We start from the raw sequence: 26625 nt of genomic DNA on the forward strand, positions 1-26625 counted from the left end.
CTTGACGGCGCCGATCGCTTTCGGCGCCCAGGAGCCGCCAGGTAGGCGGCGCGTACACCTGGAAGTGCCCGGAACGGCCCTGCTCCCCAGGAGCGGGGCCGTTCCCGTATCTTGCTCGTTCTCGCCTTGTCACCGGTCGATGTGCCATTTCCGCATTCCGGGGCACTTTCACCAGTAGGGGGCGCGCAATGTCGAACAAGCGTGTAGCTTCCGATGAACGGAGACCGGGGGGCCTCCGGATCCGTGGGGGATCAGTGGGGGGAACTGGGGGGTTCTCGATGGGTGTGCGTCTCATGGTGGTCGACGATCACCGATTGCTCGCCGAGGCGCTCGCCTCGGCGCTGAAGCTGCGCGGGCACCGGGTGCTCGCCGCCACCGCCCCGGCCGCGGGGGCGGCGGAGCTCGTCATCAGCAGGGCGCCGGAGGTGTGTCTGCTGGGTACGGCGACACCGGCGGAGCCCGGGATCTTCGACCCGGTGGTGAAGATCAAGCGGGAGCGGCCGCAGGTGGCGGTCCTGGTCCTCGGCCCCGTGCCGTCGCCGCGCGGGATCGCCGCGGCCTTCGCGGCCGGCGCCTCCGGTTACGTACGGCATGACGAGCGGATCGAGGGCGTCGAGCGCGCGATCATGAAGGCGCGGGCCGGGGAGGCGGCGGTGGCGCCTCAGCTGCTGCAGGGCGCCTTCGGTGAGCTGCTCAATCCGGCCGCCCAGCCCGACGACGAGGGGCAGCGGCTGCTGCAGATGCTCACCCCGCGCGAGATCGAGGTGCTGGTGAGGGTCGCGGACGGCGAGGACACCCGGCTGATCGCGGCCGGGATGGGGATAGCGCCCAGTACGGCGCGCACGCATGTGCAGAGGGTGCTGATGAAGCTGGGGGTCGGATCGCGGCTGGAGGCGGCGGCGCTCGCGGCCCGTACGGGGCTGCTGGACCGCGCGGGTCCGGTGCCGGGCGCCCTGCCGGCCGCGCCCGGTTCGTCAGGCGCCCCGGATACGCCGACGGGGCCGGAGTCACCGTCATCGCAGTGAACTCCGGCCCCGTCCGGGGGACTACCGGCGACTACTCCTCGTCGGGCGTAGGCGGCGCCGTCGGGCGCAGCTTGACCCAGGCCAGGAAGAACAGGCCCAGGACGAGCATGCCGATGCCGGTCCACAGGTTGATGTGGACGCCCTCCGCCTTGGCCAGGTCGGCTTCGGACGGGTTGATTCCGGCGATCGTGACGATCGCTCCGTAGACCAGGAACAGGTAGCCGATGATCCGGCGGAGGTCGAAGAGGCGGGCGGCGGTCGCCGACTTGCTCTCCAGCTCGGAGACTTCGCGCTGCAGGTCAGACATGATTCAGTGCCTCCGATCAGGTCAGAACGAGTAGGGGATGTAGCAGAGGGCGGCCAGCACGATCGCGCCCCAGCCAAGCAGGGCCGGCTTGCGGTACCAGGCGTCGTCGCCCTTCTCGGGCAGCTCCTCCATGCCGGGGGAGCGGGTGCCGTAGACCAGTCCGGCCAGTTCGGCCTCCGGCTTCGGCTTGGTGAAGAGCGTGACGGCCACCATGACGACCGCACCGGCGACGAAACCGGCGATCGCGGAGACGAAGTTGGCGCCCTGGTCGGTCGGGATGTCGACGATGCCCTGCTTGTAGATCACGAAGTAGTTGACCATCGCGGCGACGGTGCCCGCGATCAGGCCCCAGAAGCCGGACTTCATGGACGCGCGCTTCCAGAACATACCGATGATGAAGACCACGAACATCGGAACGTTGAAGAACGAGAACAGGGTCTGCAGGTACCCCATGATGTTGGAGAAGCTGGAGGCCAGGAACGCCGTGCCGATGGAGGCCAGCACACCGATCGCCGTGATGAGCCGGCCGAACTTCACGTAGTAGGCGTCGTCGCGGTCCTTGACCACGTACTTCGCCCAGATGTCGGTCGTGAACACGGTGTTGAACGACGAGACGTTGGCCGCCATGCCCGCCATGAAGGCGGCCAGCAGACCGGTCACGGCGATACCGAGCACGCCGTTGGGCAGCAGCTCCTGCATCAGGTAGGGGATCGCGTCGTTGTACGTCAGGTCGGAGCCGGCGGTGCCGATCTTCGGGACGAGGACGGCGGCGACGAGGCCCGGGATCATCACCAGGAAGACGACGAAGATCTTCGGGAAGGCGGCGATCAGCGGCGTGCGCTGGGCGGCGGACAGGTTCTTCGCGGACAGGGCGCGCTGCACCTCGGCGAAGTTGGTCGTCCAGTAGCCGAAGGAGAGCACGAAGCCGAGGCCGAGGACGATCGTCAGCCAGTTGGCGCCCAGGGCGTTGGCCTCACCGATGCCCGTACCACCCCAGGCGGACAGGAAGTTGTCGCCGTGGCTCTGCTGCAGTGAGCTGGTCAAGCCGTCCCAGCCGCCGACCTTCTTCAGGCCGAGGATGGTGATCGGGATGAGCGCGGCGAGGATCACGAAGAACTGCAGGACCTCGTTGTAGATCGCCGAGGACAGACCGCCGATCGTGATGTACGCGAGGACCAGGAGGCCGGCGACGACGATCGACACCCACTGCGGCCAGCCGAGGAGTGCCTCGACGACGATCCCGAGGGCGTACAGGTTGACGCCGGCGATCAGGATCGAGGCGACCGCGAAGAGGATCGAGCTCAGCAGGTGCGCCGACTTGTCGAAGCGCTGGAGCAGGAACTCCGGAACGGACCGGACTTTGGAGCCGTAGTAGAACGGCATCATCACCAGGGCCAGGAAGACCATGGCCGGGATGGCGCCGATCCAGTACCAGTGCACGACGGCGACGCCGTACTGGGCGCCGGTCGCGGCCATGCCCAGAAGCTCCGTGGCGCCGAGGTTGGCGGCGACGAAGGCGAGGCCGGTGATCCAGGCGGGCATCGAGCGGCCCGACAGGAAGAAGTCGAGGCTCGTCTTCACAGAGCGCCGGGCGGCGAAGCCGATGCCCAGAACGACGACGAAATAGATCGCCAGGATCGTGTAATCGAGCCCGTTCGTGGGGAGCCGGAGCCCGTCGGCGAGGTAGTGCATGGGGGAACTCGCTTCGTTGCGCGAACTTAACTCGCCGAAACCTACGCCCAATCTTTCAAGATCTGAACAGTTCACCTGATGTTCTCTGTTTGATTGTGATCGACCTCACGACTTTGCCCGGATTATCCGTGGCAGATCCATGCACTTCGTGATGCCTGTCTCGCCAGGGGCGATCCGCGCACGCCTCGGCCTTTCGGCTGCCCTGTTCGGGCATTGACGCTGCTGTTGCATTGTGGTTTGTTATGTGTAGTTCTGTTTGATGGGTGTGATGAGGAGCCCGCCAGTGAAGAAGACCTCGACCCGGCTCGCCGACGGTCGTGAGCTCATCTACTACGACTCGCGTGACGACGTCGTACGCGATGCCGCCGACCGGCGGCCGCTCGATCCGACGTCCACGACGTCGGAGATCCGCCACGACGCGCTCCTCGGCGACTCCGTCGCCATCGCCTCGCACCGCCAGGGCCGCACCTACCACCCGCCGGCCGACGAGTGCCCGCTGTGCCCGTCCGAGGGCGGCCGGCTGAGCGAGATCCCCGACTCGAGTTACGACGTCGTGGTCTTCGAGAACCGCTTCCCCTCGCTCGCCGGCGACTCCGGCCGCTGCGAGGTCGTCTGCTTCACGTCCGACCACAACGCGTCCTTCGCCGACCTCACCGAGGAGCAGGCCGGGCTCGTCCTGGACGCCTGGACGGACCGTACCGCCGAGCTCTCCCACCTGAGTGCCGTCGAGCAGGTCTTCTGCTTCGAGAACCGCGGCGCCGAGATCGGCGTCACTCTCGGCCACCCGCACGGCCAGATCTACGGATACCCCTTCACCACCCCGCGTACGGCCCTGATGCTGCGCTCGGCCGCCGCGCACAAGGAGGCCACCGGCGGCGGCAACCTCTTCGACCACGTCGTCGAGCAGGAGCGGGCCGACGGCTCCCGGATCGTGCTGGAGGACGAGCACTGGGTGGCCTTCGTGCCGTACGCCGCCCACTGGCCGTACGAGGTGCACCTCTACCCCAAGCGCCGCGTGCCCGACCTGCTGGCGCTCGACGAGGACGCACGCACAGAGTTCCCCAAGGTCTATCTGGAACTGTTGAGGCGCTTCGACCGGATCTTCGGTGAAGGTGAACCGCCGACGCCGTACATCGCCGCCTGGCATCAGGCGCCGTTCGGCGGGCTGGAGCAGTTCGAGGGCGTCAGCCGTGACGACTTCGCGCTCCACCTCGAGCTTTTCACCATCCGCCGCACTTCCGGCAAGCTGAAGTTCCTCGCGGGTTCCGAGTCCGGCATGAACGTGTTCATCAACGACGTGCCGCCGGAGACCGCGGCCCAGCGACTGCGAGAGGTAGCGAGTTCATGAGTGGGAAGTACCTGGTCACCGGCGGAGCGGGCTATGTCGGCAGCGTCGTCGCCCAGCACCTGCTGGAGGCGGGCCACCAGGTCACCGTCCTCGACAACCTCTCCACGGGCTTCCGCGAGGGCGTGCCCGCGGGCGCCGCGTTCATCGAGGGCGACATCCGCGACGCCGCCAAGTGGCTCGACGACTCCTACGACGCCGTGCTCCACTTCGCCGCGTTCTCGCAGGTCGGCGAGTCGGTGGTCAAGCCCGAGAAGTACTGGGACAACAACGTCGGCGGCACGATGGCGCTGCTCGCCGCGATGCGCGAGGCCGGGGTCCGCAAGCTGGTCTTCTCCTCCACCGCGGCGACGTACGGCGAGCCGGTCAACACGCCGATCACCGAGTCCGACCCGACGGCGCCGACCTCCCCGTACGGCGCGTCGAAGCTCGCCGTCGACCACATGATCACCGGCGAGGCGGCCGCCCACGGGCTGGGTGCGGTGTCGCTGCGCTACTTCAACGTGGCCGGCGCCTACGGCACCTGCGGCGAGCGGCACGACCCCGAGTCGCACCTCATCCCGCTCGTCCTCCAGGTCGCGCAGGGCAAGCGCGAGGCCATCTCCGTCTTCGGCGACGACTACCCGACGCCCGACGGCACCTGCATCCGCGACTACATCCACGTCGCCGACCTGGCCGAGGCCCACCTCCTCGCCGTGGACGCCGCGACGCTCGGCGAGCACCTGATCTGCAACCTGGGCAACGGCAACGGCTTCTCGGTCCGCGAGGTCATCGAGACCGTCCGCCAGGTCACCGGCCACCCGATCCCCGAGGTCGTGGCCCCGCGCCGCGGCGGCGACCCGGCGGTCCTGGTCGCCTCCGCCCAGACGGCGCGCGAGCGCCTCGGCTGGAACCCGTCCCGCGCGGACCTCGCGGGAATCGTCGCCGACGCCTGGGCGTTCGCGCAGGCACGTCAGGAGGAGAGCGGATCGTGAGCGAGAGTGGCGCTGCGGCGGTCGCCGCGGGCTTCGAGGAGCTGTACGGGGCGGCGCCGCACGGCGTGTGGGCCGCACCGGGCCGGGTCAATCTGATCGGCGAGTACACGGACTTCAACGAGGGGTTCGTGATGCCGCTGGCGCTCCCGCACACCGCGGTCGCCGCGGTCTCCCGCCGGGACGACGGGGTACTGCGGCTGCACTCCGCCGACATCGACGGACCCGTGGTCGAGCTCCGCGTCGACGAGCTGCAGCCCGGCACGGACACCGGCTGGGCCGCGTACCCGGCGGGCGTCGTGTGGGTGCTGCGCGGCGCGGGCCACGCCGTCACCGGCGCGGACATCCACCTCGCCTCGACCGTGCCGACCGGCGCGGGCCTGTCGTCGTCTGCGGCCCTGGAGGTCGTCACCGCCCTCGCCCTGAACGACCTGTTCGAACTCGGCCTCACCCGCCCCGAGCTGGCGAAGCTCGCCCAGCGCGCCGAGAACGACTTCGTCGGCGTCCCCTGCGGCGTCATGGACCAGACGGCATCGGCCTGCTGCACCGAGGGCAACGCCCTGCACCTCGACTGCCGCGACCTGTCGATCCGTCAGGTCCCCTTCGATCTGTCCGCCCACGGCCTCCAGCTGCTCGTCGTCGACAGCCGCGTGAAGCACGCGCTCGGCGACGGGGCGTACGCCGAGCGGCGGGAAGGCTGCGAGACGGGCGCGAGGGCGCTCGGCGTCTCCCACCTGCGCGACATCGCGTACGAGGAGCTGCCAGCGGCCCTGGCCAAGCTGGACGACGAGCGGGTCCGCCGCTACGTACGCCACGTGGTCTCCGACGACCACCGGGTCGAGCAGGTCATCGCACTGCTCGACGCCGGTGACGTGCGCGCCATCGGCCCGGTCCTCACCGAGGGCCACGCCTCGCTCCGCGACGACCTGCGGATCTCCTGCCCCGAGCTGGACCTGGTCGTGTCGACCGCGAACGCGGCCGGCGCGCTGGGCGCTCGTATGACGGGCGGCGGCTTCGGCGGCTCGGCGGTCGTCCTCGTCGAGGAGTCCGACGCCGAGACGGTGACCAAGTCGGTCATGGAGGCGTTCGCGGCGGCCGGCTACACGGCACCGCGGGTGTTCCCGGCGGTGCCTTCGGCGGGGGCGCGGCGGATCGCCTGACTGGTCCGGGTGGATCGGCTGAGCGGGCGCTTCGACAGTGCTTGATCAGCCGATTCGCTTCGTCAGGGTGTACTCGGTGATCCCCGCCGGATAGTCGGGGATCGCGCACACCACCTCATACCCGTACTTACGGTCGAAGTCCGGCGCCTGGAAGTCCCATGTCCAGACACGGGAGTTGACGCAGTCGCGCTCCTCGCGGGCCGTTCGTTCGGCGGCCGTGAGGAGCTGCGAGCCCAGCCCCGTACCGCGGTGGCGGGCGTCGACCCACAGCAGGTTCACGTGCAGCCACCGCCCCCACGTGTGCGCGTCGAGGCCCGCCGCGAGCTCGCCGGACTCGTCCAACGCCCAGAGCTGCAGCGGAACTTCTCGGTCCAGCTGCGTTCCGCGCAGCTCGCGCAGCACCGGGGACGCCTCGGTGTTGGTGTCCCTCAGTCGCGAACGAAGCAGATCACGTCGCTGTCTGTCGACTTCCGTCTCTATACGAAACATGCGGCTCACCATAAACGCGCTGGCCAACCAGTTTTGCGAATTTCCTTCCGTGCCTGCCGCTCGCCCGTACCCTGATGGCAGCGCCGGTGGGGGCCGGTGTTGATCAGGGGGCGAGACAGTCGGGTACGACGCCCGGAGTGGGGTAGCAGTGTGAGCACGGCGGCGGCCGTGCGACTGCGGTGACTCTCTCCGGGCGCCGTACCTGCGCCGGCCGTCCCCCGACGATCGTTCTCCCCTGCTCCTCACGGAGCTTGGGGAAGGGGGTTTCACGTGGTTCGCATCCGAGTCCTGGTCGTCGACGACCACCGCATCTTCGCCGAGTCGCTCGCCGCGGCTCTCGCCGCCGAGCCGGACGTCGACGTCTCCGCGGCCGGCAGTGGCCCGGCCGCGTTGCGCTCCTTGGAGCGGGCCGCCGCCGAGGGCCGCAGATTCGACGTTCTGCTCGTCGACGCCGATCTGGGCGGCACCGTGCCGGGCGGACGCGCCGCGGTGCCCGTCCAGGAGGGCAACCAGGACGGCCTGGTCGACGGCATCTCGCTGGTCGCCGGCGTCCGTTCTGCCCAGCCGGCCGTGCGCACGGTCGTGCTCGCCGAGAAGGACGACCCGCGCCGCGCGGCGCTCGCCCTGGGAGCCGGAGCCTCCGGCTGGGTCGCCAAGGACTGCTCGCTGTCCCGGCTGCTCACCGTCATCCGCGGCGTACTGCGCGACGAGACGCACCTGCCGCCCGCCCTGCTCACGGGCGTACTGCGCGAGCTGACGGCGGCCCGCAAGCACCGCACGGAGAGCGAACGCCTGGTGGAGTCCCTCACCCCGCGCGAGCGCGAGGTGCTGCGCTGCATGGTCGCGGGCCTGGGCCGGAAGGCCGTCGCCGAGCGGCTCTTCCTCTCCCCGCACACGGTGCGTACGCACATGCAGAACGTGCTGGGGAAGCTGGGTGTCCACTCCACGCTTGCCGCCGTGGCGCTGGCGCGCCGGGCCGGCGTCGGCCCCGTGGATCTGGCGTCAGCCGGGGATGTTGTCGAACGGGGCGGTCAGCTGGCGTAGCAGCGCGGCCAGTTCGGTGCGCTGGGCGCGCGAGAGCTCACTGAGGATCGCCCGCTCCTGGTCGAGCAGCCCGGCCAGCGCCTGGTCCGCGCGGTCGCGCCCCTCGTCCGTGAGCCGCACCAGCACACCACGCCGATCGCTGGGGTCCGGCAGCCGCTCGACGAGGCCCTTCTTCGCGAGCCGGTCGATGCGATTCGTCATCGTCCCGGAGGTGACGAGGGTCTGCGTGAGCAGCTGCCCGGGCGAGAGCTGATACGGGGCTCCCGCACGCCTCAGCGCCGTCAGCACGTCGAACTCCCACGGCTCGAGATTGTGCTCGGAGAACGCCAGCCGACGGGCGCGGTCCAGATGCCGGGACAACCGGCTCACCCGGCTGAGCACCTCCAGCGGTTCCACGTCGAGGTCAGGGCGCTCCCGGCGCCACGCTGCGACCAGCCGATCGACCTCGTCCTCCATGCGATCAAGTGTAGAGGGTCTGTCGACATGAAGTCTCTTGACGTCAAGATATCGACGGCGTGAGGATGGGCGTACGGCGCCCGGAATCCCGGGGCCGCTGGACTTGGCCGACCGTGTGGATGTCGGCGGCAAGGAGGCCTCGCCATGCCCGCCACCGCCCCTCTCTGGGATCCGCGCCAGTACCTCCGCCACGAGGGACATCGCGCCCGGCCCTTCGTCGACCTGCTGGCCCGCGTACCGGAACTCCCGGCCGAGGTCCCGGTCGAGAGGGTCGGCCGCCCGGTTGAGGGGGCCGGCCGCCCGGTCGAGGGGGGCGGCCGCCCGCCGCGCATCGCCGATCTGGGGTGCGGTCCGGGCAATGTGACGCAGCTCCTCGCGGACCGCTGGCCCACCGCCCACATCACCGGCTTCGACAACTCGCCGGAGATGCTCACCCGGGCAGAACCGCTCGCGGGCCCCACGGCGGGCGGCGGTCGCCTCGACTTCGCGCCGGCAGACGTGCGGACGTGGTCCCCGTCCCCGCACGAGCCGTACGACCTGATCATCTCGAACGCGACGCTCCAGTGGGTGCCGGACCACGCGGAGTCCTTCGCGCCATGGATCGCCGGACTCGTCCCCGGCGGCACGTTCGCCTTCCAGGTACCGAGCAACTTCGACGCGCCCAGCCACGTGCTGATGCGGGAACTGGCAGAGTCGGAGAAGTGGAAGGACCGGCTGGCCGGAGTCCTGCGCCACGCGGACGCGGTACTCACGGCACCCGAGTACCTGGAGCGGCTGGTCGCCCTCGGCTGTGAGGCCGACGTCTGGGAGACGACGTACCTCCACCTTCTGGAGGGCGAGGACCCGGTCCTGGACTGGGTCAAGGGCACGGGCCTCCGCCCGATCCTCACGACCCTGGCGGACGACCAGGCGGCGACGGAGTCCTTCCTTGCCGAGTACAGGGCCTTGCTCCGCGAGGCCTACCCGGCGACGCCGCACGGGACGGTCTTCCCGTTCCGGCGGCTTTTCGCGGTGGCGCGGAAGGCGGACGCCTGAGACCGCCCGCCTCGAACTGCCGGCGGGCACCAGGACCGTCAGTTCTTCCGGTGCCCTATCAACCGCGGCTTCGGCTCCAGCCCGTCCAGGCCGTGCCATGCCAGGTTGACCAGGTGCGCCGCCACCTCCGCCTTCTTGGGCTTGCGGACGTCCAGCCACCACTGGCCCGTCAGGGCGACCATGCCGACCAGGGCCTGGGCGTACAGGGGGGCGAGCTTCGGGTCGAAGCCGCGGCTTTTGAACTCGCGGCCGAGGATGTCCTCGACCTGCGTCGCGATGTCGGAGATCAGGGAGGCGAAGGAGCCCGTCGACTGGGGGATGGGGGAGTCGCGGACCAGGATGCGGAAGCCGTCCGTGTACTCCTCGATGTAGTCGAGGAGGGCGAAGGCGGCCTGCTCGCACAGCTCGCGGGGGTGGCCGGCGGTGAGGGAGCCGGTGACCATGTCGAGGAGGCGGCGCATCTCGCGGTCCACCACGACCGCGTACAGCCCCTCCTTGCCGCCGAAGTGCTCGTACACGACCGGTTTCGAGACCCCGGCGCGGGCCGCGATCTCCTCCACCGACGTGCCTTCGAAACCCTTGTCGGCGAACAGCGTGCGGCCGATCTCCAGCAGCTGCTGACGGCGCTCGGCACCGGTCATACGGGTACGGCGCGTGCGCCGCGGCTTCTCGTTGCTCGGGGTGCTGCTGGAGTCGGTCGCCACACTGTCAATCATGCCGGGTCGACGGCCTCTGCCTTGCGGCGGGAGTCGATACGGGACTTCGAAGGCCAGCGCACGTCGTACGCCCAGCCCAGCTGCTCGAACCAGCGGATGATCCGGGCCGACGAGTCGATCTGGCCGCGCTCCACCCCGTGACGGGCGGAGGTCGGGTCGGCGTGGTGGAGGTTGTGCCAGGACTCCCCGCACGAGAGAACGGCCAGCCACCAGACGTTGCCTGAGCGGTCACGCGACTTGAAGGGCCGCTTGCCCACCGCGTGGCAGATCGAGTTGATCGACCACGTCACGTGGTGCAGCAGCGCAACTCGTACGAGTGAGCCCCAGAAGAACGCCGTGAAGGCGCCCCACCAGGACATCGTCACCAGACCGCCGATCACGGCGGGCAGCGCCAGCGAGAGCATGGTCCAGTAGATGAACTGGCGGGAGATCGTCCGGATCGCCTTGTCCTTGATCAGATCCGGTGCGTACTTGTCCTGCGGAGTCTGCTCCTCGTCGAACATCCAGCCGAGATGAGCCCACCACAGGCCCTTGATCAGAGCAGGCACAGTCTCGCCGTAACGCCAGGGCGAGTGCGGGTCGCCCTCGGCGTCCGAGAACTTGTGGTGCTTGCGGTGATCGGCCACCCAGCGCACCAGCGGACCCTCCACGGCCAGCGAACCCGCGATCGCCAGCGCGATGCGCAAGGGCCGCTTGGCTTTGAACGAGCCGTGAGTGAAGTAACGGTGGAAACCGATCGTGATGCCGTGGCACCCGAGGTAGTAGAAGAAGACCAGGAGGCCGAGATCCAGCCAGCTCACACCCCAGCCCCAGGCCAGCGGCAGGGCCGCCAGCAGGGCCAGGAAGGGCACCGTGATGAACAGCAGCAGCGTGATCTGCTCGATCGACCGCTTCTGCTCACCGCCGAGCGTGGCAGAGGGGAGTGGGGTCCCGGTCTTGTCTGACGCCGCCTTTGGGGCGTCTGCGATCACATCGGAGCGTGTGGTCATGGGGCGTCCCCTGTGGGGTCGAGGGTGATGGTGGCAGGTGTCCTGGATGCAGTTTCCCTACGCTTCCGTAACCTACGGCATCGTAAGTGTGGCGTCCCCCTGGCGTCCCGCGGTCCGGCAAGAGCACGAGAGGCCTCGAGACTGCGCGCCCGCAGGGACACCTATCCTTGGACTTGGTCGGACAGCGCGGTCCGCTCTGTTTTCTTCCCGGGCGCCCTATCCCTGATGCGGCACCCGCCGTGGCGGTACCCGGGTCCCCTCCCAGAAGTGCTTCAACACTGCAAGGAGCCGCACCTGTGAGCAGTGCAGACGACCAGACAACGACGACGAGCGCGGAACTGCGTGCCGACATCCGCCGACTGGGCGACCTGCTGGGCGAGACGCTCGTACGACAGGAAGGCCCCGACCTGCTCGAGCTCGTCGAGCGGGTACGCCGGCTGACCCGCGAGGACGGCGAGGCAGCGGCCGAGCTGCTCGGCGGCACGGAGCTGGAGACCGCCGCCAAGCTGGTGCGCGCCTTCTCCACGTACTTCCATCTGGCGAACGTCACCGAGCAGGTGCACCGCGGCCGCGAGCTGCGCACCAGGCGCGCCGCGGAAGGCGGCCTGCTGGCCCAGACCGCGGACCGCCTCAAGGACGCCGACCCCGAGCACCTGCGCCAGACCGTCGAGCACCTCAACGTCCGGCCCGTGTTCACGGCCCACCCGACCGAGGCGGCCAGACGGTCCGTACTGAACAAGCTGCGGCGTATCGCCGCGCTCCTTGAGACCCCTGTCACAGAGGCCGACCGGCGCCGCTACGACACCCGGCTCGCCGAGAACATCGACCTCGTGTGGCAGACCGACGAGCTGCGCGTCGTCCGCCCCGAGCCCGCCGACGAGGCCCGCAACGCCATCTACTACCTCGACGAGCTGCACGCAGGCGCCGTCGGGGACGTCCTCGAGGACCTCACGGCGGAACTGGAGCGCGTCGGCGTCAAGCTGCCCGAGACCACCCGCCCCCTCACCTTCGGCACCTGGATCGGCGGCGACCGCGACGGCAACCCCAACGTGACCCCCCAGGTCACCTGGGACGTGCTGATCCTCCAGCACGAGCACGGCATCAACGACGCGCTCGACATGATCGACGAGCTGCGCGGCTTCCTCTCCAACTCCATCCGCTACAGCGGCGCCACCGAGGAGCTCCTCACCTCCCTCCAGACCGACCTGGAGAACCTCCCGGAGATCAGCCCCCGCTACAAGCGCCTCAACGCCGAGGAGCCCTACCGGCTCAAGGCCACCTGCATCCGCCAGAAGCTGGCCAACACCAAGCAGCGCCTCGCCAAGGGCACCCCGCACGAGCCCGGCCGCGACTACCTCGGCACCACCGAACTGCTGCACGACCTCACGCTCATCCAGACGTCGCTGCGCGCGCACCGGGGCGCGCTGTTCGCCGACGGCCGGATGAACCGCACCATCCGCACGCTGGCCGCGTTCGGCCTGCAGCTCGCCACCATGGACGTACGCGAGCACGCCGACGCCCACCACCACGCCCTCGGCCAGCTCTTCGACCGGCTCGGCGAGGAGTCCTGGCGGTACGCCGACATGCCGCGCGACTACCGCGCCAAGCTGCTCGCCAAGGAACTGCGGTCGCGGCGCCCCCTCGCCCCCACCCCGGCGCCGCTCGACGCCGCCGGCGAGAAGACCCTCGGCGTCTTCCTCACCGTCAAGAAGGCCCTGGAGGTCTTCGGACCCGAGGTCATCGAGTCGTACATCATCTCCATGTGCCAGGGCGCCGACGATGTCTTCGCCGCGACCGTGCTGGCGCGCGAGGCCGGACTGATCGACCTGCACGCCGGCTGGGCCAGGATCGGCATCGTGCCGCTCCTCGAGACCACGGACGAGCTCCGCGCGGCCGACGTGATCCTCGACGACATGCTCGCCGACCCCTCGTACCGGCGCCTCGTGGCCCTGCGCGGCGACGTGCAGGAGGTCATGCTCGGCTACTCCGACTCGTCGAAGTTCGGCGGCATCACGACCAGCCAGTGGGAGATCCACCGGGCGCAGCGGCGGCTGCGTGACGTCGCCCACCGCTACGGGGTCCGGCTGCGCCTCTTCCACGGCCGCGGCGGCACCGTCGGCCGCGGCGGCGGCCCCACCCACGACGCGATCCTCGCCCAGCCCTGGGGCACCCTCGAGGGCGAGATCAAGGTCACCGAGCAGGGCGAGGTCATCTCCGACAAGTACCTCATCCCGTCCCTGGCCAGGGAGAACCTCGAGCTGACGGTCGCGGCCACGCTGCAGGCCTCCGCCCTGCACACGGCCCCCCGCCAGTCCGACGAGGCCCTCGCCCGCTGGGACGCCGCCATGGACGTCGTCTCCGACGCGGCCCACGCGGCGTACCGCAAGCTCGTCGAGGACCCGGACCTGCCCGCGTACTTCTTCGCCGCCACGCCCGTCGACCAGCTCGCCGATCTCCACCTCGGCTCCCGGCCCTCGCGCCGGCCCGACAGCGGCGCCGGGCTCGACGGACTGCGGGCCATCCCGTGGGTCTTCGGCTGGACCCAGTCGCGGCAGATCGTGCCCGGCTGGTTCGGCGTCGGCTCCGGCCTCAAGGCACTGCGCGAAGCGGGCCTCGACACCGTGCTCGACGAGATGCACGAGCAGTGGCACTTCTTCCGCAACTTCATCTCCAACGTCGAGATGACGCTCGCCAAGACCGACCTGCGGATCGCCCGCCACTACGTCGACACGCTCGTACCGGACGAGCTCAAGCACGTGTTCGCGGTGATCGAGGCGGAGCACGAGCTCACCGTGCGTGAGGTGCTGCGCGTCACCGGTGGCGAGAAGCTGCTGGACACCCATCCGGTGCTCCAGCAGACCTTCGCCATCCGCGACGCCTACCTGGACCCGATCTCGTACCTTCAGGTCGCGCTGCTGAAGCGGCAGCGGGACGCGGCGGCGGCCGGGGAGACGCCGGATCCGCTGCTGGCGCGGGCGCTGCTGCTCACCGTCAACGGGGTGGCGGCGGGGCTGCGCAATACCGGCTGACCTTCGGCGCCAAGGGCGCCGTACGTCGTGGGCACAACAGTGAAGCGGGTGCTCGGGGTCCGCCCCGAGCACCCGCTTTCTCTTGGTCGTCAGAGCGTTGCGAACGAAGCCGTGAGCAACGCGACCCCCAGCCCCGCGGCCACCCACGCCGTCCGCGACATCCGCAGGCCCCCCGCGATGACGACGGCGGCCAGCAACAGCGCCCCTCCCAGGGGAACCCACGCATGGAGAAGCCCCGCCACACCCGACCGCACCACCTCGTCCGTGTCCGGCTTGATCACCACCGGCACCTTCGCGCCCTTCTCCTCGGTGATCGAGCGCTCGATCACGACACGGTCGCGCGGCTGCGAACCGGGCGACAGAGGCGCGTACGACCCCGTGCACTGCTCCTCGCCGCACCGCGTCACCGTCATCGTGCCGCGCTCACGACCCTTCGTGAACATCACATGCTGCGCCGACCCCCACGACTGCCACACACCGCCGACCAGCAGAAGCAGCGCGATCCCCGCCATCGCCACCTGCCGCCCGAGCAGCAGCAACCCGTACGCACTCTCGCCCGCTCGACGCGTGCGGCTGCGCTTGACGGTGCCGGGGCGACGCGAGGAAGCCGTGTCCGGAGTGGCTGACGAGGCTGACGTGCTTGGCATGGCCGCGATCCTTGGCCATGGGAGTGCACCGGGTCAACCTCGGCGGGCGAGAGGCCGGGAGTGCCACGACACGTCGCGAACGGGCGGAGACGTCAGGAGTTGTATGCGCTCTGCGCCCGCTCCAGACCCTCCGTGACCAGACACTCCACGGCGTCCGCCGCCCGGTCCACGAGGTAGTCCAGCTCCTTGCGCTCGGCCGACGAGAAGTCCTTCAGGACGAAGTCAGCGACCTGCATCCGCCCAGGCGGGCGCCCGATCCCGAAACGCACCCGGTGGTAGTCCGAGCCCATCGCCTTCGTCATGGACTTCAGCCCGTTGTGCCCGTTGTCGCCGCCGCCCAGCTTCAGCCGGAGCGTGCCGTAGTCGATGTCCAACTCGTCATGGATCGCGACGATGTTCGCCGTCGGCACCTTGTAGAAGTCCCGCAGCGCCGTCAGCGGACCGCCCGACAGATTCATGTACGACATCGGCTTCGCCAGCACCACCCGCCGGCTCGCCGGGCCCGGCGAACCGAACCGCCCCTCCACGACCTGCGCCTGCGCCTTGCCGCTCCGCTTGAAGGTGCCGCCCATCCGCTCCGCGAGCAGATCCGCGACCATGAAGCCCACGTTGTGCCGGTTCATCGCATACCCCGGCCCGGGGTTGCCGAGCCCCGCGATCAGCCAGGGGGCGTTGGCATCCGACGTCATCTGCATATCTCCTTCATACGCGCCAGCCGCCGTTCCCCGCGCCTCTCGGCACGGAAAACGGCGGCTGAAGAACAAACTGCCGGAAGCGCTCCCGGCGGGCGGAAACTACTCCGCGGCCTCGGCGGCCTCTTCCCCGGCACCCTCGGGGGCCTCTTCGGCCTGCGCGGCCAGGACCTGAAGGACGACCGCGTCCTCCTCGACGGCCAGCGTCACACCGTTCGGCAGGGTGATGTCCTTGGCGAGCACGGAGGCACCGGCCTCCAGGCCCTCGACGGAGACGGAGACCGACTCCGGGATGTGCGTGGCCTCGGCCTCGACGGGCAGCGCGTTGAGTACGTGCTCGAGCAGGTTGCCACCCGGGGCCAGCTCGCCCTCGGTGTGGACCGGGATCTCGACGGAGACCTTCTCGCCGCGCTTGACCAGCTGCAGGTCGACGTGCTCGAGGAAGCCCTTGATCGCGTCACGCTGCACGGACTTCGGGATCGCCAGCTCGCTGGTCTTGCCGTCGATGTCCAGGGAGATCAGGACGTTCGGCGTACGCAGCGCGAGCAGCAGGTCGTGGCCCGGAAGGGTCAGGTGCAGCGGGTCGGAACCGTGGCCGTACAGAACACCCGGAACCTTGTTGTCACGGCGGATGCGACGCGCGGCACCCTTGCCGAACTCGGTGCGGGTCACAGCGGAGATCTTGACCTCGGACATGTGCACTCCTCGTAAGTCAGACGGAATTGTGGCGGTTACCCGGCCACACGACTGGCCTGCTACGAAGAGCGCGTCGATAACGGACCGCCGCACGCAATGAGTGCGGCCTCCCTCGCCGAGCAACTTCGACAGTCTACTCGGCGAGGAAGGCCGCACCCAAAACGATCTTCAGGGAATCCGGGATCACCAGGTCGCGTCGACCGGATCGATCACCGAATCGATCACCTGGTCAGAGAAAGGTCACTGCTCCTCGAACAGGCTCGTCACCGAACCATCCTCGAAGACCTCACGCACCGCACTCGCGATCGTCGGAGCGATCGACAGCACCGTGATCTTGTCCAGCTCCAGCTCACCCGGGGTCGGCAGCGTGTCCGTGAACACGAACTCACTCACCTTCGAGTTCTTCAGCCGGTCCGCCGCCGGACCCGACAGCACACCGTGCGTCGCCGTCACGATGACGTCCTCCGCACCATGCGCGAACAGCGCATCCGCCGCCGCGCAGATCGTGCCACCCGTGTCGATCATGTCGTCGACCAGGACACACACACGGCCCTTCACATCACCGACCACCTCATGCACGGTGACCTGGTTCGCGACGTCCTTGTCACGCCGCTTGTGCACGATCGCCAGCGGCGCGCCCAGCCGGTCGCACCAGCGGTCCGCGACCCGCACACGACCGGCGTCCGGGGACACCACGGTCAGCTTGTCCCGGTCCACCTTCGCGCCCACGTAGTCCGCGAGAATCGGCAGCGCGAACAGGTGGTCCACCGGACCGTCGAAGAAACCCTGGATCTGGTCCGTGTGCAGATCAACCGTGAGAATACGGTCCGCACCCGCCGTCTTCATCAGATCCGCGATCAGGCGCGCAGAGATCGGCTCACGGCCACGGTGCTTCTTGTCCTGACGCGCATACCCGTAGAACGGCACGATCACAGTGATGCTCCGGGCCGAAGCCCGCTTCAGAGCATCGATCATGATCAACTGCTCCATGATCCATTTGTTGATCGGAGCCGTGTGGCTCTGGATCAGAAAACAGTCCGCACCACGAGCCGACTCCTCGTAGCGGACGTAGATCTCGCCGTTCGCGAAGTCGAACGCCTTCGTCGGCACAATGCCGACCCCCAACTGGTGGGCGACCTCCTCGGCCAACTCGGCATGGGCGCGGCCGGAAAAGAGCATCATCTTCTTCTGCCCGGTGGCCTTGATTCCGGTCACAGCACTGTCTCCTCAGACGAGTTCTCTACTGCCGCCCGCGCACCCGTCCGCAACGAGCCAGCCGAATTGTGTGCACCTATCACGGTACGCCGACTCCGACGCACCTGTTTCCGGTCAGCTTTCGCCTTCCGGCTTCCGGGACACCGCCTCAGCCGCCTTCGCAGCCGCGCTTCCCGGACGCTTACGAGCCACCCAGCCCTCGATATTCCGCTGCTGACCACGGGCCACAGCCAGCGAACCGGCCGGCACATCCTTCGTGATCACCGAACCCGCAGCCGTGTACGCACCGTCCCCGATCGTGACAGGAGCCACAAACATGTTGTCCGAACCGGTACGGCAGTGCGACCCCACCGTCGTGTGGTGCTTGTCCTGACCGTCGTAGTTCACAAAGACACTCGCCGCGCCGATATTCGTGTACTCACCGATCGTCGCGTCCCCGACATACGACAGATGCGGGACCTTCGTACCCTCGCCGATCCTGGCGTTCTTCATCTCCACGTACGTACCGGCCTTCGCCTTCAGACCCAGCCTCGTACCCGGACGCAGATACGCGTACGGCCCCACACTCGCCTGCGGACCGACCTCCGCACCCACCGACACCGAGTTGTCCACCCGCGCACCCGCACCGACCCTCGTGTCCGTCAGCCGCGTGTTCGGACCCACCTCGCAGCCCTCCGCCAGATGCGTCGCACCCAGCAGCTGCGTACCCGGATGCACGACCGCGTCCTGCTCGAACGTCACCGTCACATCCACCCACGTCGACGCCGGATCCACCACCGTCACACCCGCGAGCATCGCCCGCTCCAGCAACCGGTCGTTCAGGATCCGCCGCGCCTCGGCGAGCTGCACGCGGTTGTTGATCCCCGCGATCTCACGGTGATCCCCCGCGACCGAGGCACCCACCCGGTGCCCCGCCTCACGCAGGATCCCGAGCACATCCGTCAGATACTCCTCGCCCTGACTGTTGTCCGTACGCACCTTCCCCAGCGCATCGGCGAGCAGCCGGCCGTCAAAGGCGAACACCCCGGAGTTGATCTCCCGGATCGCACGCTGCGCGTCGGTCGCATCCTTGTGCTCCACGATCGCCGTCACGGCGCCGGAGGCCTCGTCCCGCACGATCCGGCCGTACCCGGTCGCGTCCGGGACCTCGGCGGTCAGTACGGTGACCGCGTTGCCGTCGGCGGCATGGGTCCCGGCGAGCCGCTGGAGCGTTTCGCCCGTCAGCAGCGGGGTGTCGCCACAGACGACGACCACGGTCCCGTCGACCGCCCCGCCCAGCTCCTCCAGAGCCATGCGCACGGCGTGCCCGGTGCCCTTCTGCTTCTCCTGCACAGCCGTACGAACGGTCGGGTCGACCTCGGCCAGATGCGCCGCGACCTGCTCACGCGCGTGGCCCACGACGACCACCAGGTCCTGCGGCTCCAACTCACGAGAGGCAGCCAGCACATGCCCCACCAGGGAACGGCCGCAGATGTCGTGCAGAACCTTAGGAGTGGCCGACTTCATACGGGTGCCCTCACCCGCTGCGAGGACGACGACGGCGGCCGGGCGGTTGGCGCTCACGGGAATGCCCTTCGGCTTCGGTGCTTCGGGTGGTGGACACCCGCAGGATACCGGGGCGTAGTGGGGCGGAAACGAGGGCGGGTCCTGACCTGGGAGGTCAGGACCCGAGTTGTTGCGGCTCCCGGGGAAGGAATCGAACCCTCATTCAATGGACCAAAACCATTTGTCCTGCCATTAGACGACCCGGGATGGTTCGTCACCTATGACCGATTCTGATGATCGGGGTGGTGTGCGGAGACCACTATGCCGTACCGCCGGGCCTCAATGCGACGGTACAGCTCGGCTCCGCGTATGCCGTCACCCGTAAAACTCACCGGAAAACCGGCGGTCGCCGCCCGTACGCTGGGAGGCATGACCACGACGGGGGAAGCTCACAGTACGGCCGGGACCGGGCCGTGGTGGTGGGTGCGGCGGCGTAGTGCCGTGCTGGATGTGGGGCTGGCGGCGGTGTCGGCCGTGGAGTGTGCGGTCGAGGGGCTTCGGTTCGCCGACAGTGCCGGGCTGCCCGTGCCGGTGGGGATGATCTTCGGGCTGATCGCCGGTTCCGTGCTGGTGCTGCGGCGGCGGTGGCCGGTCGCGGTGGTGCTGGTGTCCGTGGCGATCACGCCGGCGCAGATGGGGTTCCTGCTGGGAGTGATGGGGCTCTATACGCTTGCCGCTTCTGAGCTGCCGCGGCGGATCATCGGCGCGCTGGCCGGTATGTCGCTCGCGGGCACGATGATCGTCGGTTTTGTGCGGACGCACCAGGACGTGGTGCGCGGGGACCTGACGATCGGTGACTGGTTCGTTCCCTTCGTGGCGATCACCATGGCGCTTGGGGTGACGGCGCCGCCGGTGCTGCTGGGTCTGTATGTGGGGGCGCGGCGTCGTCTCATGGAGAGTTTGCGGGAGCGTGCGGACAGTCTCGAGCGGGAGCTGCAGTTGCTTGCCGAGCGGGCGGAGGAGCGTGCGGAGTGGGCGCGGAGTGAGGAGCGCAGGCGTATCGCGCGTGAGATGCACGACGTGGTGGCGCATCGGGTGAGCTTGATGGTGGTGCATGCGGCGGCGTTGCAGGCGGTGGCGCGCAAGGATCCGGAGAAGGCCGTGAAGAACGCGGCGCTGGTGGGTGACATGGGTCGCCAGGCGCTGACGGAGTTGCGGGAGATGCTGGGCGTGCTGCGGGTGGGGGAGGTCCCTGTGCGGGCTGCTGAACCGGTTCCGCTGGCTGGGGTGGGTGCGGCCGCGGCTGCTGCTGCGTCGCGGGTGGTTGCGGATGACGGGGCCGAGGGTCCGTGCCTTGCCGAGCTGGATGCGCTGGTGGGGCAGTCCCGTGAGGCGGGGATGGTGGTGGAGCTCTTGGTGGAGGGGGAGTCCCGTGCGTATGCCCGGGAGGTGGAGCAGACCGCGTACCGGGTGGTGCAGGAGGCGCTGACGAACGTGCACAAGCATGCGGCGGGGGCGAAGGCGCGTGTGCGGTTGGCCCACCGGGCCGCGGAGATCGCGATGCAGGTGGAGAACGAGCCGCCGCCGGCGCTGGATTCCGCGTCGGATGCCCGGTTGCCGAGCGGGGGCAACGGTCTGGTGGGCATGAAGGAGCGGGTGGCGGCGTTGGGCGGTGTGTTCGTGTCGGGGCCGACGGACGCGGGGGGTTTCCGGGTGTCGGCGGTGCTTCCGGCGGTGCGGTGATTTCGGCCGTGCGGTGATTTCGGCGGTGCGGTGATTTCGGCGGTGCGGTGATTTCGGCGGTGCGGTGATTCGGGCGCCTGTCCGCTGGGTGGTGGGGGTGGGTGTCAGCCGGCCGTGAGTCGGGCTGGCTGGGCGCCCGTGAGCAGGGACGAGAGCGCTTGGTCGACGGTGTCGCCGAGGTACCAGTCCCCGCTGTGGTCAAGGCTGTAGACGCGTCCTTCGGCGTCGATGGCGAGGAGCGCCTGGGTTTCGCTCTCTTCGCCGAGCGGGCAGACCTCGCTGCCGAGGGCCCGTCCGAGGTCGCCGAGGGTGCGGGCCATGTGCAGCCCGTGCAGGGGTTCGAGGTGGAGTGCGGCGGGGGCGATCTGCCGTCCGGGTCCGGAGGGCGTGATGCGCAGTCCGCCGAATTCCGCCCATGCCTCGACGGCGGCGGGGAAGACGCTGTGCTGGTGTCCCGCGGGTGAGACGTGTCCGCGCAGCGTGTCGGCCCAGTACTCGGCCTGCTTGATGTCCCAGCGCCCCGGCTGCCAGCCCGCTGCGCGCAGGGCGGCGTCGACGGGGACGGGGAAGCGTGTGGTGGAGGTGCGGTCGGCGTGCATCGGCCCTCGTTCGGTGGTCCTGCCTGGTGGATCTGGGTGTGCCCGGGGCGTTGTCAGTCGCCGGGCTCGGTGGGGTCGACGATCCGTACGCCGAAGTGGGCGGCGAGCGCGGTGCAGGAGCGGCAGGGCCGGGCGAAGCTGCCGTGGAGGGGGTCGCCGTCCTCGCGGATGCGCCGGGTGGTGAGTTTGGCGTTCTTGAGGGCTTTGCGGGCTTCGCCGTTGGTCATGGGTCTGCGTCTGGCGCGTTTGGAGCGTTCGTTGTCCGCGGTGCCCAGGTGCCGGGAGATGAGGATGGCTTCGGCGCAGCGTCCGGTGAAGCGTTCTCTCTGACCGCTCGTCAGCGCGTCGAGGAAGTCCTGTACGAGCGGGTGGAGCGCGGGCGGCTGGTCGCCGCGGGCCGCGGTTCCGGTGAGCGTGGTGCCGCGGACGGAGAGTGCGGCGGCGACGGTGGGGAGTATGCCGTCGCGGCGGTGGTGGAGAGCGGGAGCGTGCGGCGCTTCGGCGCTGCTCCAGCCGATCCGGGGGTCTCCGGATGCGGTGTCTGTCTGTGCTGTGTGCATGTGGTGCTCCCCTCTTGCCCGCGGCGGCTGCCGCCAGTACGGGTTGCCGCCGAGTGCGGGGACAGCCTGCCAAATGCGGTGCGCGGTACGGAAGCTGGGGGCTGTGCGACACGCTGGTGGTTCGCGTCACGCTTACGAGCGGGTGACCGCTGGTCAAGGAACCGGAGGGCCGGTGACCGGTGTCGTTCTACCGCATAGGCTGTCGACATCCGCGATCCAACTTTCAGTGCCGCAGGGGGCAACCGTCATGACGACAGGTCGGCTCGGGCAGCAAGCCGCGCCGCCGAACGCGGCTTACGCCGGGCAGGTCGTGCACTTCCCGGACCCGGTTCGGGCTGCCCGCCATCCTAGGGGTGTGCGGGTGGACGAGAGCGGTTTTCCGGATTTCTCGCCCTATGCGCGTGCGGCGGCCGACATCGCCGACCCCCCGGAAGGGTTCGGTGTCGACGAACTGCGGTTGACGGACTACGTGTCGGCGAACGCGGCGATGGCACACGACGGCCATGAGCTGTGGGACACGATTGCGCCGGTGGCGACCCCGCATGGCTGGACGTGGCATCACGTGCCGGGCACTCGGCGACTTGAGCTGGTGCCGGTCGAGGTGAAGGCGCTTCTGCGGCATCACGCAGGTCTCGCCACGGCTGCGGTCGACCAGAACAAGCGGGGCACGCGCCCGTTGCAGCAGACGCGTCCTGTGCACTTCGGGCTGCCGAAGTCGTCGGTGGCGGTGACGGAGCAACAGATACTCGGCGTGGAAGAGGACTTGGGCTACCGCCTGCCGGGTGCGTACCGGTCGTTCCTGAAGGCGGCGGGCGGCTGTGCGCCTGTGGGTGCCGCGCTGGACGCCGAGTTGGGTCTCCTCGTCGACCAACCGTTCTTCACGGTGCGGGACGAGGCGGCGGTCAACGACCTTGTGTACGTCAACAAGTGCCTGCGTGACCATCTGACCAAGGATTATCTGGGAGTTGCGTTCGTCCAGGGCGGTCTGCTGGCCGTGAAGGTGAAGGGCGACCGGATCGGTTCGGTGTGGTTCTGCGCGTACGACGACGCCCGGGACCAGGACGGCTGGCAGGTGGCGGAGCGGGTGCAGCGGCTGCTGCTGCCCTGCGGTGACGACTTCGACGCGTTTCTGGCGCGGCTCGCGGGCAATCCGCCGGAGCTGGAGACCGTGGCCAACCTGATGGTGGACGGCGGCTTCGCGCGTGCCGTCACGGTGTCCTCGGCGGGGGAGTGAGCTTGTCGATGGTGACCTTTGCGCAGGCGCAGGAGCGCGCGGAAGAGTGGATCAACGGCGACATGCCCGCGTACCAGCATCGCGAGGTGCGGGTGCGGGAGTTCGACCTCGGGTTCGTGGTGTGGGCGGAGGACCGCGAGGGGGGTACCTCCCAGGCGTTGAGCACTGGGGGAGGTCCGCGGTCGGACGGCGGCCGGCAGCGGCTCGTCATCGCGCGGGACAGCGGCGAGGCGACGCTGTGGCCGGGCCTGCCGGTGGGCGAGGTCATCCGGTGGTACGAGGAGGAGTACGGCACGTCGGAGGCGTCCGTGGCGCCCGCGCCTCCGGTGCCGGATCGGGTGGACCTCAATCAGACGTCGTTCCTGCTGACTCCGCCGGAGTGGTTGCAGGAGGCGGCGGACAGGTTGGCGGTTCAGGATCGGAGGGGTGCCGGGGGATCGGAACGGTCTGGTTCCGGGGGCTCGGGTTCCGGGGGGCCCGGTTCCTGGGGGTCCGGCGGTTCGGATTCGTCCGCGGGTGCCGGGGTTCCGGCCGGTGTGGCGGGCGGGCCGCGTTCGTCCGGTGATTCTGTCGGCACGTCGGGGTGGGCCAATGGGGCCCCGGGGGCCGGGATTTCGGGGCCGCAGGTGCCTTCGGCGTCGCACGTGCCTTCGGCGTCCCCGGCGCACTCTGGGTCCGCGGCGCACTCCGCGCCTGCGGGGCACGATGCGTCGGATGCCGCTGCCGGCGCCGCCGGACCTGACGATCCCGCCGCGTCGGGATCGTCAGTGGGTCCGGCCGGTTCGGCGGGTTCCGGGGCCGGTTCGGCGGGTGGCGGCGCGCCATGGGCGTCCGCGGGGGCTTCCGTGGGGGCTTCCGACAGCGAGGGGCCGGCCGTGACGACGCCGACGCCCGGCGTTCCGGCCGGTGCGACGCCGTGGGCGGGGACCGACACCAACGCGGACGTGGGCGACGACGGTTCCGTGCCCCCTCCCGCCACCGTCTTCGCCCCGCCGCTCGTCGGTTCGGACGATGACGGGACGCCGCCGCCCGGTGTGGCGCCGGATGCGAAGACCGCGTTGATGTCGGGCGGCAGCCAGCTGCCGCGTACCGCGGTGGTGCCTGCACTGGACGGTTCGGGCGCGCCCGCGTACGGCTATCCGCAGGGTCCGGGCACTTCGCCGGGCGTGCCTGCCCCGGGTACGTCGGGTACGCCGGCGTCGTACGGCTATCCGCAGGGTCCGGGCACTTCGCCGGGCGCGCCTGCCCCGGGTATGTCGGGTACGCCGGCGTCGTACGGCTATCCGCAGGGTCCGGGCACTCCGCCCGGCACGCCTGCGCCGGGTGCCCCTGCACCAGGTACGCCAGGTGCGTTTGCGTCGTACGGCTATCCGCAGCCCGCCGCGGCGCAGCCGCCGGTGTCTCCGGGCGTCCCGGGGGCTCCCGGTGCCATGGCGCCTACCGGTGCCGCAGGGTCTCCTGGTGTCCCGGCGCCTGCCGGAGCCCCGGGCGCTCCGCTTCCCCCCGGAGCCCCGGGCGCTCCGCTTCCCACCGGTGCCGGTGGCATCGCCGATGCCGCGACCAGCAAGGCCGAGGCACCGCCGCGGGGTGCGCGGGGCGGCCGGCCGTCGACGCCGCCGCCTCCGGGCGCCCCGGGTACGCCGGGCGCGCGTCGGGGCGGTACGCCTCCGGTCGGCGATCCCGCTGCTCCCGGGACCCCGGCGGGCGGCTATGTGCCGACACAACTCGTCACCCTGGGCCCAGACGGGCCGCAGGCACCGGGCGGTCCCGGCACGCCACCGCCGCCGGGTGCGCCGGGTGCCGCTGGTGCGCCGCCGCCCCCGGGCGCCCCGGGTACGCCGGGTATGCCGCCCGGTGGTGTCCATCACGCGGCCACGATGCTGTCCGACCCCGGCGTGGGCGGTACGGGCGGTCCCGGCACGCCACCGCCGTCGGGTGCGCCGGGTGCCCCTGGTGCGCCGCAGCCTCAGGGTGCTCCCGGTGCGCCGGGTATGCCGCCCGGTGGCGTCCACCATGCGGCCACGGTGCTGTCCGGTCCGAGCCTTGGCGGGCCCGGTACGCCCGGTACGCCCGTGCCGCCGCCGCCGCAGGCGCCGGGAGCACCGGGCGCTCCGGGTGCCCCCGGCACGCCTCCGGGCGGTGTCCACCACGCGGCGACCGTGCTCGCCGGACCCCCGGTGGGCGGTCCCGGCACGCCACCGCCGCCGGGTCCGCCCGGCGCTCCGGGCGCCCCAGGCATGCCGCCGCCCGGTATGCCCGGGCCCGTCCAGGGGCAGCCGAACCACGGGCCCATGCCCAGCCAGCCCGTGCCGGGTCAGCCCGTGCCGGGTCAGCCCGTGCCGGGTCAGCCCATGCCCGGGCAGCAGCCCGCGTACGGCTATCCGCAGCAGCCTTCCGGCCAGCCGACCGTCGGCCCCGGCTACCAGGCCGTGCTGCGCTACCGCGCGCAGGACGGCTCCGAGCAGCAGCTCATCCGCCGCTCGGCGCCGGGAACGCCGCACCCGGAGTGGCAGATCTTCCACGAGTTGCGCTCCATGAACGTCCCGCCGGACCAGGTCCTGGAGCTGCACACCGAGCTGGAGTCGTGCGAGCTGCCCGGCGCGTACTGCGCGCGCATGATCCGCGAGACCTGGCCGCAGGCCAGGATCACGAGCATCGCACCCTACGGCAGTGACCACGCCTCGCGTCGGCAAGGTATGCAGCAACTGCTCGCGCATCAGGGCGAGTTGCACCAGGTCGCGGACGGTCCGGCGCGTCCCGCGCCGGTGCGGGCTCCGTTGCCGCAGGTGCAGCCGGCGCCGCCGATCCCGCCGGAGGGTGTCGCTCATGAGTTGGCGGCCGCGTTCGGGCCGGGCGTCTTCCGGTTCGACCAGCGGGCGGTGTCCCGGCAGGGTGTGCCCGACATCGTGGCGCACACCCTGGTGGTGGCCGGACTGCCCGTCGACATGGGCCCGTTCTTCTGGGCGCAGGCCCAGCCGGGCCGGCCGGTGCCGACGCTCGCCGAGCTGGCGCAGGAGCGCGGGGTGCAGCCCGCGTCGGACGCGGGCTCGTATCTGGTGATGGGCAGCGACTTCGGCCGTGCCCTCTGCGTCCAGTACGGCACGGCGAACATCGTCGCGGTGCCGGTGGAGGCCGGTCCGGGCGGCGCCCCCGTACCGCCGCAGTTCGTGAACACGGGGCTGCCGGAGTTCGTGCGGTGCCTCGCTCTGCTTGGGCGTATGTGGCGGCTGCGGTTCGGGCTCAACCAGGAGCAGGCGGGCCGCTGGACCGTCGACTTCCAGGCCCAGCTGGCCGCGCTCGACCCGGCGGCGCTCGCGTCGCCGGAGAGCTGGTGGTCGGTGCTGCTCGAGCAGATGTGGGACGGGCTGCTCTAGCGCGGTCCCGGCACATACCCGCGTACATCTGCATACAACGCCGTACGGTTCGCCGTACGAACACCATATGAACGAGGCGCTCGACCCGTGAGACGGGTCGGGCGCCTCGTTCATATGGGCGC

At 70.1% G+C, this 26625-nt stretch carries 23 protein-coding genes and 1 tRNA gene; 10 read left to right on the forward strand and 14 right to left on the reverse strand.

Annotation, left to right across the window (positions count from 1 at the left end):
* Window positions 1–278 precede the first annotated feature (278 nt).
* Window positions 279–1025 carry a helix-turn-helix transcriptional regulator gene (locus tag H1D24_RS29490; RefSeq protein ID WP_258564405.1) on the forward strand — a complete coding sequence of 249 codons (747 nt, stop codon included), beginning with the start codon at window positions 279–281 and terminating at the stop codon, window positions 1023–1025.
* A 31-nt stretch (window positions 1026–1056) separates the two neighbouring features.
* Here H1D24_RS29490 and H1D24_RS29495 read toward each other — a convergent pair whose 3' ends face one another.
* Window positions 1057–1332 carry a hypothetical protein gene (locus tag H1D24_RS29495; RefSeq protein ID WP_181660770.1) on the reverse strand — a complete coding sequence of 92 codons (276 nt, stop codon included), beginning with the start codon at window positions 1330–1332 and terminating at the stop codon, window positions 1057–1059.
* A gap of 21 nt (window positions 1333–1353) precedes the next feature.
* Window positions 1354–3024 (reverse strand): sodium:solute symporter family protein, encoded by a 1671-nt coding sequence (locus tag H1D24_RS29500; protein WP_181660771.1) that lies wholly within the window; start codon window positions 3022–3024, stop codon window positions 1354–1356.
* A gap of 283 nt (window positions 3025–3307) precedes the next feature.
* Here H1D24_RS29500 and galT point away from each other — a divergent pair, with 283 nt between their 5' ends.
* Genes galT through galK form a run of 3 tightly spaced genes read left to right on the forward strand, consistent with a single transcriptional unit; the run spans window position 3308 to window position 6500 of the window.
* A complete protein-coding gene (galT, locus tag H1D24_RS29505) occupies window positions 3308–4372 on the forward strand; it encodes a galactose-1-phosphate uridylyltransferase (protein ID WP_181660772.1) in 1065 nt (354 codons plus the stop codon).
* A complete protein-coding gene (gene galE, locus H1D24_RS29510) occupies window positions 4369–5343 on the forward strand; it encodes a UDP-glucose 4-epimerase GalE (protein ID WP_181660773.1) in 975 nt (324 codons plus the stop codon). The genes galT and galE overlap by 4 nt, the downstream gene beginning before the upstream one ends.
* On the forward strand, window positions 5340–6500 hold the full coding sequence (gene galK, locus H1D24_RS29515; RefSeq protein WP_181660774.1) for a galactokinase: 1161 nt from the start codon (window positions 5340–5342) through the stop codon (window positions 6498–6500). Before galE ends, galK begins: the two co-directional genes overlap by 4 nt.
* A 45-nt stretch (window positions 6501–6545) precedes the next feature.
* On the opposite strand, the gene H1D24_RS29520 is transcribed toward galK, so the two are convergent.
* On the reverse strand, window positions 6546–7001 hold the full coding sequence (locus H1D24_RS29520) for a GNAT family N-acetyltransferase (protein ID WP_181660853.1): 456 nt from the start codon (window positions 6999–7001) through the stop codon (window positions 6546–6548).
* A 258-nt stretch (window positions 7002–7259) separates the two neighbouring features.
* Between H1D24_RS29520 and H1D24_RS29525 the strand changes: the two genes are divergently transcribed.
* Window positions 7260–8033: a response regulator transcription factor gene (locus tag H1D24_RS29525; RefSeq protein WP_181660775.1), complete on the forward strand. Its 774-nt coding sequence runs from the start codon at window positions 7260–7262 to the stop codon at window positions 8031–8033.
* Here H1D24_RS29525 and tamR read toward each other — a convergent pair.
* Window positions 7992–8489 carry a MarR family transcriptional regulator TamR gene (gene tamR, locus H1D24_RS29530; RefSeq protein ID WP_181660776.1) on the reverse strand — a complete coding sequence of 166 codons (498 nt, stop codon included), beginning with the start codon at window positions 8487–8489 and terminating at the stop codon, window positions 7992–7994. The two genes, H1D24_RS29525 and tamR, sit on opposite strands and share 42 nt — an antisense overlap.
* A 144-nt stretch (window positions 8490–8633) precedes the next feature.
* On the opposite strand from tamR, the gene H1D24_RS29535 reads away from it, so the two are divergent.
* On the forward strand, window positions 8634–9524 hold the full coding sequence (locus tag H1D24_RS29535; protein ID WP_181660777.1) for a trans-aconitate 2-methyltransferase: 891 nt from the start codon (window positions 8634–8636) through the stop codon (window positions 9522–9524).
* Window positions 9525–9562: 38 nt separating this feature from the next.
* Here H1D24_RS29535 and H1D24_RS29540 read toward each other — a convergent pair whose 3' ends face one another.
* Both H1D24_RS29540 and H1D24_RS29545 read right to left on the reverse strand, forming a co-directional pair.
* The gene (locus tag H1D24_RS29540) at window positions 9563–10240 is read right to left on the reverse strand and encodes a TetR/AcrR family transcriptional regulator (RefSeq protein WP_181660778.1); all 678 of its coding nucleotides are present in this window, start codon (window positions 10238–10240) and stop codon (window positions 9563–9565) included.
* Complete coding sequence (locus tag H1D24_RS29545) at window positions 10237–11229, reverse strand: acyl-CoA desaturase (RefSeq protein ID WP_181660779.1); 993 nt, start codon at window positions 11227–11229, stop codon at window positions 10237–10239. Before H1D24_RS29545 ends, H1D24_RS29540 begins: the two co-directional genes overlap by 4 nt.
* A gap of 296 nt (window positions 11230–11525) precedes the next feature.
* On the opposite strand from H1D24_RS29545, the gene ppc reads away from it, so the two are divergent.
* Window positions 11526–14258, forward strand: coding sequence for a phosphoenolpyruvate carboxylase (gene ppc, locus H1D24_RS29550; RefSeq protein WP_181660780.1), 2733 nt, complete (start codon window positions 11526–11528; stop codon window positions 14256–14258).
* Between the two features lie 89 nt (window positions 14259–14347).
* On the opposite strand, the gene H1D24_RS29555 is transcribed toward ppc, so the two are convergent.
* The 6 genes from H1D24_RS29555 to H1D24_RS29580 form a co-directional block, all read right to left on the reverse strand.
* Window positions 14348–14905 carry a hypothetical protein gene (locus H1D24_RS29555; protein WP_181660781.1) on the reverse strand — a complete coding sequence of 186 codons (558 nt, stop codon included), beginning with the start codon at window positions 14903–14905 and terminating at the stop codon, window positions 14348–14350.
* A gap of 92 nt (window positions 14906–14997) precedes the next feature.
* Window positions 14998–15600, reverse strand: a complete 603-nt coding sequence (pth, locus tag H1D24_RS29560; protein ID WP_181660782.1) for an aminoacyl-tRNA hydrolase — start codon at window positions 15598–15600, stop codon at window positions 14998–15000.
* 99 nt (window positions 15601–15699) lie between these two features.
* Window positions 15700–16293 (reverse strand): 50S ribosomal protein L25/general stress protein Ctc, encoded by a 594-nt coding sequence (locus H1D24_RS29565; RefSeq protein ID WP_181660783.1) that lies wholly within the window; start codon window positions 16291–16293, stop codon window positions 15700–15702.
* Window positions 16294–16533: 240 nt separating this feature from the next.
* Window positions 16534–17508 (reverse strand): ribose-phosphate diphosphokinase, encoded by a 975-nt coding sequence (locus H1D24_RS29570; protein ID WP_181660784.1) that lies wholly within the window; start codon window positions 17506–17508, stop codon window positions 16534–16536.
* A gap of 114 nt (window positions 17509–17622) precedes the next feature.
* Entirely contained in the window at window positions 17623–19071 is a 1449-nt protein-coding gene (gene glmU, locus H1D24_RS29575) for a bifunctional UDP-N-acetylglucosamine diphosphorylase/glucosamine-1-phosphate N-acetyltransferase GlmU (protein WP_181660785.1), read from the reverse strand.
* A gap of 118 nt (window positions 19072–19189) precedes the next feature.
* Window positions 19190–19260 (reverse strand) — tRNA-Gln (locus H1D24_RS29580).
* Between the two features lie 162 nt (window positions 19261–19422).
* Between H1D24_RS29580 and H1D24_RS29585 the strand changes: the two genes are divergently transcribed.
* Window positions 19423–20736 carry a sensor histidine kinase gene (locus H1D24_RS29585; RefSeq protein ID WP_181660786.1) on the forward strand — a complete coding sequence of 438 codons (1314 nt, stop codon included), beginning with the start codon at window positions 19423–19425 and terminating at the stop codon, window positions 20734–20736.
* A gap of 104 nt (window positions 20737–20840) precedes the next feature.
* On the opposite strand, the gene H1D24_RS29590 is transcribed toward H1D24_RS29585, so the two are convergent.
* Window positions 20841–21335 (reverse strand): SUKH-3 domain-containing protein, encoded by a 495-nt coding sequence (locus H1D24_RS29590; protein WP_181660787.1) that lies wholly within the window; start codon window positions 21333–21335, stop codon window positions 20841–20843.
* A 53-nt stretch (window positions 21336–21388) separates the two neighbouring features.
* On the reverse strand, window positions 21389–21895 hold the full coding sequence (locus H1D24_RS29595; protein ID WP_181660788.1) for a YwqJ-related putative deaminase: 507 nt from the start codon (window positions 21893–21895) through the stop codon (window positions 21389–21391).
* A 247-nt stretch (window positions 21896–22142) separates the two neighbouring features.
* Here H1D24_RS29595 and H1D24_RS29600 point away from each other — a divergent pair, with 247 nt between their 5' ends.
* Together H1D24_RS29600 and H1D24_RS29605 are read left to right on the forward strand one after the other, a co-directional pair.
* A complete protein-coding gene (locus H1D24_RS29600) occupies window positions 22143–23129 on the forward strand; it encodes an SMI1/KNR4 family protein (RefSeq protein WP_181660789.1) in 987 nt (328 codons plus the stop codon).
* 8 nt (window positions 23130–23137) lie between these two features.
* Window positions 23138–26503, forward strand: a complete 3366-nt coding sequence (locus H1D24_RS29605; protein WP_181660790.1) for an SUKH-4 family immunity protein — start codon at window positions 23138–23140, stop codon at window positions 26501–26503.
* Window positions 26504–26625 lie beyond the last annotated feature (122 nt).

The organism is Streptomyces himalayensis subsp. himalayensis (genome assembly GCF_013778455.1).
Lineage (GTDB): Bacteria > Actinomycetota > Actinomycetes > Streptomycetales > Streptomycetaceae > Streptomyces > Streptomyces himalayensis.